The 13,414-nt window shown below is 41.5% G+C and carries 9 protein-coding genes; 8 read left to right on the top strand and 1 reads right to left on the bottom strand.

What is annotated here, in order from left to right; translation table 11 throughout:
• Positions 1-89: 89 nt before the first annotated feature.
• From G588_RS0100155 to G588_RS0100145, 3 genes are all read left to right on the top strand, one after another.
• The gene (locus G588_RS0100155; RefSeq protein WP_022776729.1) at positions 90-698 is read left to right on the top strand and encodes a regulatory protein RecX; all 609 of its coding nucleotides are present in this window, start codon (positions 90-92) and stop codon (positions 696-698) included.
• 184 nt (positions 699-882) lie between these two features.
• Positions 883-1,926: an AAA family ATPase gene (locus G588_RS0100150; protein ID WP_022776728.1), complete on the top strand. Its 1,044-nt coding sequence runs from the start codon at positions 883-885 to the stop codon at positions 1,924-1,926.
• Positions 1,923-2,177 carry a hypothetical protein gene (locus G588_RS0100145; RefSeq protein WP_022776727.1) on the top strand — a complete coding sequence of 85 codons (255 nt, stop codon included), beginning with the start codon at positions 1,923-1,925 and terminating at the stop codon, positions 2,175-2,177. The genes G588_RS0100150 and G588_RS0100145 overlap by 4 nt, the downstream gene beginning before the upstream one ends.
• Positions 2,178-2,308: 131 nt before the next feature.
• Here the strand turns inward: G588_RS0100145 and G588_RS0100140 are convergent, their stop codons facing one another.
• Positions 2,309-3,256, bottom strand: a complete 948-nt coding sequence (locus G588_RS0100140; RefSeq protein ID WP_022776726.1) for a hypothetical protein — start codon at positions 3,254-3,256, stop codon at positions 2,309-2,311.
• 189 nt (positions 3,257-3,445) lie between these two features.
• On the opposite strand from G588_RS0100140, the gene G588_RS0100135 reads away from it, so the two are divergent.
• Genes G588_RS0100135 through G588_RS0100115 form a run of 5 tightly spaced genes read left to right on the top strand, consistent with a single transcriptional unit; the run spans position 3,446 to position 13,386 of the window.
• On the top strand, positions 3,446-4,315 hold the full coding sequence (locus G588_RS0100135; protein WP_022776725.1) for a hypothetical protein: 870 nt from the start codon (positions 3,446-3,448) through the stop codon (positions 4,313-4,315).
• 18 nt (positions 4,316-4,333) lie between these two features.
• A complete protein-coding gene (locus tag G588_RS0100130; protein WP_026668477.1) occupies positions 4,334-4,759 on the top strand; it encodes an ATP-binding protein in 426 nt (141 codons plus the stop codon).
• Entirely contained in the window at positions 4,752-5,054 is a 303-nt protein-coding gene (locus G588_RS0100125) for an STAS domain-containing protein (protein ID WP_022776723.1), read from the top strand. The genes G588_RS0100130 and G588_RS0100125 overlap by 8 nt, the downstream gene beginning before the upstream one ends.
• Before the next feature lie 9 nt (positions 5,055-5,063).
• Positions 5,064-6,017, top strand: coding sequence for a hypothetical protein (locus G588_RS0100120; RefSeq protein WP_022776722.1), 954 nt, complete (start codon positions 5,064-5,066; stop codon positions 6,015-6,017).
• A 13-nt stretch (positions 6,018-6,030) separates the two neighbouring features.
• Complete coding sequence (locus tag G588_RS0100115) at positions 6,031-13,386, top strand: AarF/UbiB family protein (RefSeq protein WP_022776721.1); 7,356 nt, start codon at positions 6,031-6,033, stop codon at positions 13,384-13,386.
• Positions 13,387-13,414 lie beyond the last annotated feature (28 nt).

Here is a 13,414-nt window from a genome sequence, read left to right as displayed (position 1 = left end):
AACCGAGTAGAGGCAATCAGAGAAAAGGGCGAGAATAGTTGAAAGTGAACAGACACTTTATCGAAACTTCATTATGGAGAAGAACAAACATGACAGTCACAGATTTAGTTGAACTTGATAAAAAGAGATGCAAAGTCTACCTTGATGGGGAGTTTGCGTTTGTGCTCTATAAGGGTGAGCTTAGAGATTACGGAATCAAGCAGAATGCTGAGGTGGATGATGAATCCTATCGGGCAATCACAGAGGAGCTTCTTCCGAAGAGAGCAACCAAGAGAGCTATGAATCTTTTGCAGAAGAAGGATTATACCGAGAAGAAGCTGAGAGATAAGCTGGCTGAAGGTATGTATTCGGATGAGTGTATCGATGCAGCAATAGAGTATGTTAAGTCCTACAGGTATCTGGATGACGAGCGTTTCGCCAGGGATTATATTGTTTATCATATGGAGATGAGAAGCAAGAATAGGATAGTGCAGGATCTCATGGGCAAGGGTATCAGCAAGGAACTTACTGAGAGGCTTATGCTGGAGATATATGAAGATGAAGCCGATGTAGATGTGGAACAGGAGCAGATTAAGAAGCTCCTTGTTAAGAAACACTATGACAAGGATATGGAATTCAAGGACAAGCAGAAAATCATAGCATTTTTGCTAAGACGCGGATATTCAATGGACTCTGTAAGAAGAGCCCTGGATGAATGAATTATATGAAATTATAGGAAAATATAGCGGATTATAGTGGATTATAGTGTTTTATAGTCCACTTTTTTAATTATATTAAATTATAGTGTTTTATATTAAATTATATTGAATTATATTATTTTATAGAGAATTATATGATATTATATTGGCATGGTGTAAATTATATTTTTACAGGAGGGATATTATGCCTGAACGAAATCCTTATGCTATAAGTTTTGGACGAATTCCAACTCAGTATATACGTCGAAGCATGCTTATTGATGAGATTGTTGATACGCTTAACAGTGATATTGTTGAGGAACAGGCATTTAAGATAACCGGAATCAGAGGAACCGGCAAGACTGTTACTCTTACTACAATCGAGAAGGAACTACGGGATGACAAGGACTGGATTGTTGTTGATATAAAACCCGGCGGAGACATTACCAATGATCTTGTTGCGAATCTTTATACCAATGTTCCTTTTGTGACCAGTTTTGTGGATACACATCTTAATCTTTCTGCCTTCGGCATAGGCATAAGTGCCTCTAAGATCAGTCCTGCAGCCAGCCTCGATGTGGCTTTGGATAAACTTATGGAAGAGGTGGCTCGCAGGAAAAAGAAAGTTCTTATTGTAATTGATGAAGTCAGGAAAACACCGCATCTTGTGGAGTTTATTCAGGAATTCCAGATTCTGATAAGAAAAGAGTATCCAATCTATCTTGTTGTTGCCGGTCTCTATGAGGATATTGAGAGTATTGAAAATACTGACGGCCTTACCTTTTTCCTTCGTGCCACTAGATATGAGATGACGCCTCTTAATATTGGGATAATCAAGGAAGACTATAAGGAGACCTTGGGACTTTCAGATGAAGTAGCCTATGACCTGGCGGTTATGACCAAGGGATATGCTTTTGCATATCAGGCCTTTGGAAAGTTTATGTGGGAAGCGAAAGCAAAGAAAATAACAGGGGTTGTTGTAGCCCAGGTGGATGAAGCTTTGGCAGTGAAGGTATATGACAAAATATGGAGCGAACTAACTCAAAGAGATAAGTGGTTCCTTCGGTTTATTGTTACAAAGGATTCGATGTCAGCTACAGAGCTTCTGGAACTTACAAAGAAAAATCACAATGAATGGAGCGAACCAAGAAAACATCTGATGGATAAGGGCATCATTGACGGTTCGATCAGAGGAATGATAAGCCTGAAGCTTCCAAGATTAAAGGAATATGTTGAGAGTAAAGCATGAAAATACTTATCATAGGAGCCAGCGGATTTCTTGGCGGCACGGTTTATTACAAATGTAAGAAATTTGTTTTCATGTCTACTTCAGTTACATATGAAAAGAATATGACGGAAGAGGTTAAGCCATTTCTTAGAACGGCGGACAGTTATAATCATCATTACTTTAACGGTAAGATTAAGTCTGAGGCAGTCATAAGGAATATGGCCAACTACTGCATCATAAGATCCGGCAGCATTTATGGAATCAATCCTTAGTTCGATACAAGAAAATCAGTTTATCAGATAGCAAAAAGAATGCCAAACATTCTTGTAGGAGTTCCGGATCTTTATGATGCTTTAGATGCAAGCGAGGTGGCGGATATGTTCGGTTCATTGAAGTCTTTTTATCAATATTTGAAAGTAAAGTAGTAGGCTTCCTCAGGACCAACGATAGCGCCGTCGGTCTCAGATACATAGAAGGTGGCACCAAGGGCAAAGTAGCTGATGGTTCCCTTTATGGTATCATCATCGCTGGTGAAGTGAATGACTTCTTCTTCGCCTGGATATTCCTGGATATAGCCTGTGCCATCGAAGGAGTGGTCATCATCGATGTGAACACGAACATTGTAGGAATCGCTCTCCATGCCCTCTGTGATGATAAGATAGCAGTCGCCGTCATAAGCACCGTAGAAACCGCAGGGAGTTGAATCCGGGAAGGAGAAGGTGACTTCGCCGTTAAGATCTGCAAGAGCACTGGCGTTGCTATAGGCGTCCTGCTTGTAACGCATGGCGATGTTTTCATTTATTATCATGGACTGTATTGAACCGCCTTCATATACATAGCTCATTTGTTCGGCAATAGTGGTGACGTAGCTTTCCCATCTGTCATATTCAGATTTATATTCGCCTGAGTTTGCGGGATCTTTTTCGATAATTCTGTCTGCAAGGCTTGCATCCTCAAACTTCCATACCAGAATAGGCCACTGGCTTAATTCATTCATAGCAGTCTGAGTTTCAGCAGACATTCTCATGAGGTCATATTTGTTATAAAGTTCATTTATCTTCACAAGCTCATCTGAAAGATCGGCAGAAGAAGCTACGATCTCATTTACCTCTCCGCGTATCTGCTCTGTATAGTCATCGGATCCTGTGTCTGATGAATCTGCAGTCTGTGTTTCTGTAGTATCAGTTGTTTCTGCATTTTGTGCATCCGTAGCAGTGGTGGAATCTGAAGTCTCGTCTACACCTGTCTTCTCGAAAAAGCTACTGTTTGCGTCGGTATTACCTGACTGATTCTGGCAACCACTCATGATAAATACGGCGGTCAGTAATGTTGTAATTATTGTTTTTTTCATAATATTTTTCCTCATAAAACAAACTCCGTTTATCATAACACAAATTGATCTTCAGTCACAGTTAATTGTCTTCTGATTGGATATTCCCGTGTTTTATAAAAAATTAATGAATATACCCCAAGTGCTTTTGATGGAATGATATTAAGTAATATTATGCGCTAATTGTCGATAAAAATAATGGAGACGACTATGTACACTACCATATTGGATGAGAGTAATATCGAAGATTATGCAGCTTATCTTGGAGAAGATGCTGCAGAAAACCTGGAGCGCAATTATTTCCGGGGGTTGGTACTCCTTGAGGAAGACCGGGATGACCCTGTTGGGTGGATTATCTGGGAACTTAAGAATTTAGAAGCAAAAGAACATGTGGAGAGTTATATTCGTTGGTTTAACGTAGGAAGCAGCGATGAAGCCAGTGTTTTGCTTAAGCGATATGGTGATATGGTAGCAGCGGATGGAGTTGAGAAGTCAATTGCCATAATTCCTGCAACTAAAGAGAGTGGTCTTTTGAAGGATATCCTGACAGAGTGCGGCTTTGACATGATGCTGACTGAGGGGGATGACGTTTCTGTTGCCTTGTCAGAACTTTTGGCTATGCCGATATTTCAAAAAAAGTTTGAGGCTCCCGCCGGGTTGCATCTGCTTGAGGATATGACTCTTCGCAATTACAGAAGTATAATCGCTAAACTGGAGCTTCTTGGACAACGGGGAGCATGTGATGATCTTGGTTTCCTGCCCATGAACTATTTTGATAAATCTATATCCTGTTACTATGAGGAGGATGATGACATAAAAGGCATAGTATTGTTCCATGCGATGCCGTCAGGAAGCATTGCGCTAAAGGTTATGCGAGCAATAAGCGTGCCTCAGAAGGAAGCTCCGAAAATACTTATGAGAATGCTGATTTATTCCATTCAGCACGCCGGTGCCTACTACAGCGAACAAACTCAGGTTGTGGTTGACAGACATAATGACGCAGCTTTCCTGCTGGCCGAGAAAATCTTTCCTCGTGGATTCGGCCGTCCTGTGTATAGCGGTAGCCGAAAAGAGAAATGATCTACGTGGAATGAAAATATGAGAGAAATGCGAATTGAAGCAAGTCGCAAATATATGCAGACGGTACAGGATTTTGTGAAAGAAGAGCTTGAAAAAAATCCGGATTGCACCCGAAGCGATAATCTGAAAATACACATGGTGGTAGATGAGATCTTTGGTAACATCTGTGATTACGCATACACAGACGCCCCCGGAGAGATCACAGTTTGGGTGGATACAGATTCATCCGCAGAGATGGTTAAGCTTGTATTTTCTGATGAGGGAACACCCTTTAATCCACTGCTTTTAGATGACCCGGACATTACCCTTCCTGCAAGCGAGCGAAGTATAGGCGGTCTTGGGCTATTCATGGTAAAGAATGCGATGGACGACATCAGCTACGAAAGCAAAGAAGGCAAAAATATACTGACAATTATAAAGAGAATAGGAGAAAAGGATGCTTAATATCAAAAAAGACATAGTAGGGAATACAATAACTGTGGCATTGGAGGGAATTTTGGACTCCCAGACTTCTCCGGATCTTGATGCTGCGCTTATGAACGATCTGGCCGCAGCGGGGGAAGTGATCTTTGATTTTTCTTCACTTGAGTACCTGACAAGTGCAGGACTCAGGGTTATTCTGAAAGTTCAGCAGGCTATGGAAAAAGCACAGGGCCGGATGGTCATCAAAAATGTACCTAAAGATGTTATGGATGTATTTAATGCTACCGGTTTTGCCGCACTTCTCAACATTGAATAAGGATGGAGTATGAATATTTTCAGATTAACGAAAGATGATGTGAAACTTTTCGACAAGCTGGATCCCTATGGGTGGCTATCTATTTTGGACTGCCCCAATGGGTTTGCATGTGGGTGCATTGAAGAAGAGGAGGATTCGATTGCCCTGAAGGCGGGCCTTATAGTCGCATCAGCCGTTGAAAAGGAAATTACAATTCACTGGCTGGCTGTTGAAGGTTCCGGACAGGGTATCGGAATTGGAAGTGCTCTGCTCAGAAAAATGTTTGAGGTGGCAGAGATAATGGAAATACCACAGCTTTCAGCGCTGATATCGCCCGAATATGACAAAGAAGTATTCTCAGGCGGTGCAGAAAGCTTTTTTGCCGAGCGGTTTTTTACACACAAAAGAGATCTGACCGGAATTTGGCAGGGGCCGCTATTCGTACTTATGCAGAATAAATGCTTTAAGACTGATGTGGGGAAATTACCTGAAACCAAGGCGCTTTCGGAATTTCCTGCTGATGCAAGAGCTGAGGTCATCCGACAGCTTTCTGATATCGAAGGGCATATAAGCTTTTTTGAGCTGACCGGTGAACCGGATGGGTATGATCCTGAGCTTAGTTTTGTGATCATGGATGGAGATGAAGTCTGGGGCGGACTTATTGTACGCAGCCTTTCCGATCGTGTCATGCCGATATATTTTTACGCCGACTCTTTACCGGAAGCCCGTTCCCTGGCTTTAAGCTCTGTAAAAAAAGCTGAGGCAATATATGGAAAGAGTATTCAGACAGATATTATCCTGACAGGGCGCTTCCCGAGTGGAGTTACAAGTTTTAATACAAGCAAAAAGAAAAATGAAGCATGGGAAAACACCATGGAATATGCTGCCAAACTCTTGCCGGAAGCAGCTAAAGGCGGATATATACTGAGCGCACACATGGATGAATATTTAGAATATATGCAGGATAGCTACAAGAACATCTAAAAGGAGGATGACTATGCCAAACGATGAATTACAGGTTAGGCGGGAACTTTCTCAAAAAGAACAGTTTAAGATAGATGTTATCACTCAGGAAAGCGAGTCCTTCAGGGCCGTAAATTTAGATCTCAAGCAGAACGCAGACTATAAACAAAAAAGCGGCTATAACGTAGAACAGACCTCCGAAAGTGTTCGCTTTATAGATGAGATGCTCACTAATGAGCAGAATGGAATAATTGAAATGAGTCCTGAACAAAGGGCTCTTATAATCATGCAAAGAAGCCGCTATAAATCATTTATGCAGCTAAATGACGGCAAGTTTTCCGGAGACTCCAAGGAGATGCAGGCGGTCAAGAAACATCTTGGTATTTTGGAGGATTATCTTCAGACCAGGATAGCTTTTAATGAACAGTCTTTTCATGCTATTGAGCATCAGTACGATAATGTCATAAAGGTTTGTACCTATTATGTGAACAATAAGAATCCCTGGTTTAGAGCCGGTATCGAGAGAAAACAAAGGGTTCAGGAGACTCTTATGCGTATGCAGGAGGAAAAGTCAGTTTTCCTGGCAGCAAGAGATGCTTACAAAAATAATCCTTTGGGAGCAGCAAAGTATACCAATGTAAGAAAGATGATGGAGGCTCATCTTGCCAATAGTTTTAAAGAAGCTAAAAAGAGTAAACCGGTTGAAAAAGAAGATAAAGGGATAAGCGAAGTAGATAAGGAATGGCTAGAAGACCTTAAGGAGCAGCGGAATTTCAATGCATTTTTCGAGAATCTTAAGAGTCAAAATCCGTATATTACAGAAGAAGATGCCGAGTATCATCTTATGCTGGATGTATTAAAAAAGCACCAGTCCTATGATAAGGAAAAACATAAAGAAAAGCTTCCTCCTATGCTTGACGGACTGGGAGAGGCAAATGAAATCGTTAAAGAAGCGGAAGAAAAAGGTGTTGCGAGTGATGGTGACGTTAGTAGAAAGGTGACTAACGGTCTCCGTGTAGTAAGACGCGATAAAACAGGAAAACCCAGAACAGAAGAAGACCGGATAAGAGATGAGCAGAACAAGGAGTATCTTGCGCTTTTCAAGGATTATTATGATGCAAAAGCCGTTAAGAAGCAGGCCGGAAATGAGCCTTCAGAGGATGTACTTACTTCTTTCGAAACTAAAAAGAAAAAACTATGGGATTGCTGCATAAAGCGAATTGAATATACATTAGCAAGAGTGAATATGCCCACACCACAAGAGCTTAAGAAAAATCCTAATTTTATCGATGACATTCGCCGCAAGGATTTCGATCTCTATTATGCGATTCACGCACTGGCCGGATGGTGGTCGGAACTTGGCAATGAAGGCATGGAAGATTACCAAAACGCATATATAAAGGAACATCCTGAATTTCATATTTTTACGGATATGCTGACGAATCTTAAAATGATCGAGACCAGTGTAATAAGACCGAAGCATCATATGAACGCTTCCATGGAGCTTAATACAAAGGATGATTATACGAAATACATGAATGTCATGAATAATCCAAATGCCACGCAAGATGAAAAGAATAGTGCACAGTTGGATTATGATGACAGTATGAGGCAATTACAGGAAGATGTTGACGAGCTTATTGAACAGTATGAGGAAAATTACATAAAGCTTAAGCAATATGAAGCTATTAAAGACTTATCATGGGAAGAAAAGAAAGCGTACATCTTCTTTGACGAGATTAAAGGCACCAAGACACCTGAGCAAATCATAGAGGAACAGCAGGCAGAAGGAAAAAATATATCCCTTCAGGCTGCAAAGGTGCATCTCCTTATTAAAAATGCGCTAAAGACCGAACATCTTCCTGAATACAATGCACTTAAGGAAAAGTTTCATAAACAGAATAATAATGGAGCCATGTCACGTGAGGTTGGTTCCTTGTTATATCTTGTCCTGAAAAAGGATAATGATGAGCCTCTGAATGAGGAAGAAAAGAAGAAACAGGAGTGGAATAAAAAGTGGCTTGAATGCTATGCGGACGAAAACAAGAGGCAGGATAAGGTTGAACTGATGAAGGAAGCTATTCCAAGAATCCTTAACACTGAGATACCTTCACCTGAGCAGATAAAAGCCCATGGCCTTGGCTACTATTTTGAAAAAGATCCTGTTAAATTCATAGAACTTGCAAATCGCGTAACCGGACTCTCCAATTTAAAGGGCGTAGAACCTGATTTATTCAAAGAGGTTGTACCGACAGGATCCCTTATTGATGAGAGATGGAACGTCCTCACCAATTTTTCCGTTTATGTTCTGGAGTATGTCACACAGTTTTATCTATTGAATAAGGATAATAACTACGATTTTTACTCGAAGGAAAAGGTTGACGAAAAAAATAGTCCAGGAAAAAAGGCTGTAGAAAAACAAGTACGCGCTAGCTGCTTCAGTTTTTTTGAAGAGTCTTATAATGGTTTAAAAAAGCGCGAGGCAAATGAAAAGCTGACAAAAGAGCAGATTCGAAATCTTTTCAAAAAGAGCGACCGCGTTCCCACGGATCTTTCAAAGATCAGGAAGTCTGCTGATAACAAGGAATTCCTCCGGGAACACAGTGTGGAGGATGCAAAGAAAGAAGCGGATCTCATTGACAAGATATTACGAGGAGAAAATACAGAATCCGAGGCAAAAAACAGACTCTATGACGAAAACGGAGCTACAGTTGAACAGTATCTGGATGAGACAAAGGAAGCTATAAATAAGCTTGGCGTTAAGACGGTAACAGGATTAAAACATAAGCAGATACTGGATATGGCGCACGTGCTCCTTAACAGCAATGAAAAAGAAGATTCAGCAGAGATGGACAGCGTAAAGCAGGATCTCACCGCCATTGCAGATGTTATGGAAAAAAATAAGAACCTTGAGGCTGAAAGCAAAGTCATAGAAGAATTTGATGTTGCCATTCATCTTGCGATCACATCCTGTAAGCATTACCTGAACAGTAAAAATCCTCATACGGAAATAGGACAGAAGAGATATCAGATTGTCTATGAAATCTGGAGCTCTCTGATATGTGAGCAGAGACTTATAATGTACGCGTACAATTCTGCTACAGAGAGTAAACTGGCGGGGAATCCCGTTACTCTTGGCCAGCTCTTTGGCATGACTGAGACAAACCGCAAAAAGAAGGCCATGAGCCCCGAAAAGAGTGATGAGGTTCAGACTGAGGATGTATTTGAAAAACTCTTTAACTTTGGCAAGCAAAAGAATGCGCCCGATCCAGGCAAGCTTTCCAAAGAAGCCGAGTATGGCAAAAAGATTCTTGGCCCCGGACATATTTTTATAGATGATGTAAAGAATTCCGGATTAAGTGATAAGGCCAAAAAGGCCCGGGCACAAAAGATTCTTGAGTTTAGAACACATATCAAAGAATTCCCCAAGGGACAGGTATGCTCTGCAGATTTGGATATCCTTGGTACAAAGGTCCGCGTTCTGCAAAAGAGCGACAACACACTTTATGTAATTGACAATCACAAGGAAATTCCTGTAGGAAACAAGACCTTTGACTCAATCAACAACCAGATTGAGCAGGAAATATTTAATAATCCGGAGATATATGGAGATAAGGCTGTATCAGATCTTATAGCTCATTACCGCTCAAATGATATGACCAGTGGTGAGCATTTAAGGGTCCGTCAGGCCATGATAGAGTTCATCTGCGGCAAGACCGGAATGGTTCCGAATGAATTCTCCAATGTTGTGAAAAGTGCACTGGCAGATTTTACCTTGCATCTTATTAAGGGTGAGATAACTCCGGAAGAAGTTACGCGGCGCGTTCGAGACGAAATAAACAAGGGAGAGTTCGTCAACGGCGTTGAGCTTGCTGAAATGGTGGAACTTACCCGTAACAGAAGTAAAGATCAGCTTGATCAGATGGTTGTTTTGCAATCTGAACAGGATCAGGTTGAAAGACCTATGGAAGAGGGATGGACCGCTGAGGAGAAGAAGGTAAAGGACTTCGTGGCAGACTTTATTTTCTCTCAGGAGACCTGGGAAATGGATGCCAGTATCTCAAGACCTGAGGGCTTTGTGGCAGATATGATCCGCAAGCATACACCTGCAGTGCTGGCTCTTGTCAATGCCAAAAAACAGGGTCAGAATACAGTAGGTCTGGTGGAAGGCATTATGGAGAAGATGTCTTTATCAGAACTGGATGGCGAACTAAACGGCGAAAGGGTAAAACTTGCAGCTGTAGTTAAGGATGCCATTAATTCCCTGACAGATCTTGTGGAAGCACAGCTTTCGCGCTTTAATGAGGGCGGAGACCTTGCTGGAGAAGCTAATTTAACCACTGATGAAGCAAGGCTTTCATACATCTTCGACAATATGAATGCTGATATGAGGCAGCAATTGGCAGGTCTCAAGGAATCCATGGATGCAGTAGCTGATAAGGCAGGTGCTATACTTCAGCAAAATGTAAATAAGATGACTAATGTCATCTTCCCGGAGCAGCAGGAAGGACAGGAAAAGGATCTTTCGCAGCAAAGCCTTAAGGAAATTCTTTCAGGTGCCACAAAGTCAGAAAAAGGGCAGGGTAAGCTTATCCGTAATGTTTTGAAGAATTATTTTGGCAAAGTGTCCAATCTGGATAAGCGTGCAATGCTGGCATCTGTTATTCGAAACGCTAAAAAAGTAAGTGTCGATGATCTGACCGATACAGTTATAATCGCAAAGCTAAAGGCAGAGAAACCGGCAGAGTATGCCGGGATGTTCGGGAATCCGGATAAACTCAATGCAAAAGAGCGTGAAGCTATCGAAGAATACAGAAATGCAAAGAAAGAACTGCGCATGCAGTCCAACTTCCTTGCAGGTCTTCTTCGCGGAGCCGGACCTCTTATGCATAAGCTGATGCAGGGAATTCCGGCACAGTCACTGCCACCGGAAATTGCAGAAGCATTAAAGGATATGAAAACAAATCTTCCGCCTATACCGGACGAAATTGTCCGCACAAGGTTTGCTGCTATGGTTGAAAGTAGCGGCGGCACCGTTACCAAGATAGAAAAGATAAAATCTCTTGGAGCAGCTTCTGTGGGACAGGCATTCCTGTGTAAAGTATATGGTCCCGGAATGAAGCCCGAAGGAGAAGAAGTAGTAATCAAGCTCCTTCGTCCGGAAGCATCCAACCGCATGAAACGTGAAGAAGCCATAATGCTGGAGTGCGCAGCAATGACGGATGAAGCCATGAAAGCTACCTATGAAGGACAGCTTAATAACTACCGCAAGGAGCTGGATCTTTCTGTGGAGGCGGAAAACTGCCGAAAAGGTCAGAAGGCCTATAAGGAAGAAATGGAAAAGCTTCCTGAAGAACAAAGACTCAAAGACGTTAAGACCATGTCAGTCTTTGAAGAAATCCCGGCCACCAGTAATGCTCTTGTTATCAAAAAGGTGGAAGGTGATACTCTTGATTCCTATATCAATGACCTTAAAAAGTTCTCGGAAGATGCCGGAGAAAAAGCACATGTAGGAAGGCCTGATTTGCCAATCCGTCTTAATAGTGAAACAGAGAAGACAGTCGTTTCTATCAAAAAGGAACTTCTTGATAAGATTGACAACGCAGTTAAAAGACGTGACCATCTTCTTGGCCTTGTAAATGTCTGGATAACTCAGGCTGTGTGCAAGACCGGCTTTTATCATGGAGATCTTCATGCAGGAAATGTAATGATAAACGATGAAGATGCAACCTTTATTGACTACGGCAATGCAGTTCAACTATCCGAGAGACAGCAGGCCAACATTGCCAAGATGACTCTTGCGGCTTCATTGTCTGTTGTCAAGAAATATAAGGAAGTAACAGAAGAAATAACCAAGAACGGTAAAACGAAGACAGTCACAAGAACTGTATATGACACCGAGAAGATGAACAAGATTAATGATGAATCTGTTGATCTGTTCTTTGAATCCTTCAATGACATGCTGGCAGAGAGCAATGATGAAGCAGAAAATGCTGCTTATACCAATGAAAAGAAGGCTCAGGTTCGGGCTATCTTTAAGACTGTACTGCAAAAGGGTAATGAGAATGACACAGGAGCGCGTATTGCTGCAGCAATCCTGAAGGTTCAGGAAATCGGAGTGAAGGTTCCGCCGGCAATGCAGAATTTCTCTCAGGGACAGATACGTCTCCAGAACTCTATTAACGAGCTTAATGAAGCAATTGATGACATGCACGAATTGGCTACTAAGCTCGATAATGCTTTTGCAAATAACACCGTTAAGGATCCTGTTTATGTTGTTCAGAGTAAGATTTCTGAAGAGCACAGAAAAGGAGACGATAATGAGGCAGATGCCGCGTTCGAACATGCGCTGAAAGAAATCCAACCCCTGGATGAGGACGAATTTGTTAAGGCAGTTCTTGATGATCAATATAAGCAGGGTGATCAGGAACTTGGCATTCGTACAATTGACAAGAGAAATGAATTCGACCAGTTCTACTTTAAAGGCGTATTGAACCTCAAGGAGAATTATGAGGATCAGGATAAAGACGAACGAGACCAATATGAAAATATAAGAGATAATGCCAGAAACCTTGTAAAGAATTATCTTGACAAATACCGAACAAAGATAGGAACCAAGGAGCAGCTTGACGCTGCAAATAAGCTGTCAAGCGACCTGCTTATCAATTTGGCAGGGGTGGGTCTATTTGATGCATTTGGAGGTATTTCATTCATGATAAATGGTCTTCAGACCGCCATGAGAACGATGGATGAAGATTATTTAAATGATTTCCTCAATGCTGTAGATAAGCTGTTCCCGCTTGCACTAACCCTGCAGGATAAGCTAAATGCCATCAGAAATGCACAGGATGGAATAGGAGGCAGGAAAGCCTCCAAGGAAACACTTACAAGCATGGCAAAGGATCTCTACAAAGATTTTGCCCAAATTTGGGATTTCGGCGTAAAACGAAACAAGATTCGAGCAGCCATAGAATTTGATCTAAATCACCCTTCGAATACTCTTACAGAGGATAATCTAAAGGAAATTATGGCTATTACAGAAAAGAACGTAGGTCAGAGAGTTCGTGAAAAACTGGATACTTTCTTTGCCATAAAGAAAAAGGATATAACGATAGATGAAGGGGGTAAGCCCAAATCCTTTGATCTTTCTCCTGAGAATACAGAAGAATTCATACGCGCTAAAAAAGAACTTCTTGATGTTGTCATGGAGGGTGTGGCCATCAGACTTAAGAACTTCAAGAATGAAATGCATAACAGGAAGCCTAATTTCAAATTCGTTAATTATGATACTGTCATGACGGATGTAGTTTCCAATAATCAGAATGCGCTTAGAAAGAAAGTTGGCCTTGGAAACGCACTGTGGGCAGCAAAAGTGGTAGGACTCATATAAAAATATTTTTTGCCATTTTTTTATCTGA

Origin of the sequence: Butyrivibrio sp. AE3009 (genome assembly GCF_000420845.1) — a bacterium.
GTDB lineage: Bacteria > Bacillota > Clostridia > Lachnospirales > Lachnospiraceae > Butyrivibrio.
This window is presented reverse-complemented; position numbering and strand designations above follow the sequence as displayed.

What these genes read in the sequence shown, in the direction of transcription:
- G588_RS0100140 (WP_022776726.1), bottom strand. Translation starts at nt 3,256, where the DNA reads ATGAAAAAAACAATAATTACAACATTACTGACCGCCGTATTTATCATG.
- G588_RS0100115 (WP_022776721.1), top strand. Translation starts at nt 6,031, where the DNA reads ATGCCAAACGATGAATTACAGGTTAGGCGGGAACTTTCTCAAAAAGAA.
- G588_RS0100135 (WP_022776725.1), top strand. Translation starts at nt 3,446, where the DNA reads ATGTACACTACCATATTGGATGAGAGTAATATCGAAGATTATGCAGCT.
- G588_RS0100125 (WP_022776723.1), top strand. Translation starts at nt 4,752, where the DNA reads ATGCTTAATATCAAAAAAGACATAGTAGGGAATACAATAACTGTGGCA.
- G588_RS0100130 (WP_026668477.1), top strand. Translation starts at nt 4,334, where the DNA reads ATGAGAGAAATGCGAATTGAAGCAAGTCGCAAATATATGCAGACGGTA.
- G588_RS0100155 (WP_022776729.1), top strand. Translation starts at nt 90, where the DNA reads ATGACAGTCACAGATTTAGTTGAACTTGATAAAAAGAGATGCAAAGTC.
- G588_RS0100120 (WP_022776722.1), top strand. Translation starts at nt 5,064, where the DNA reads ATGAATATTTTCAGATTAACGAAAGATGATGTGAAACTTTTCGACAAG.
- G588_RS0100150 (WP_022776728.1), top strand. Translation starts at nt 883, where the DNA reads ATGCCTGAACGAAATCCTTATGCTATAAGTTTTGGACGAATTCCAACT.
- G588_RS0100145 (WP_022776727.1), top strand. Translation starts at nt 1,923, where the DNA reads ATGAAAATACTTATCATAGGAGCCAGCGGATTTCTTGGCGGCACGGTT.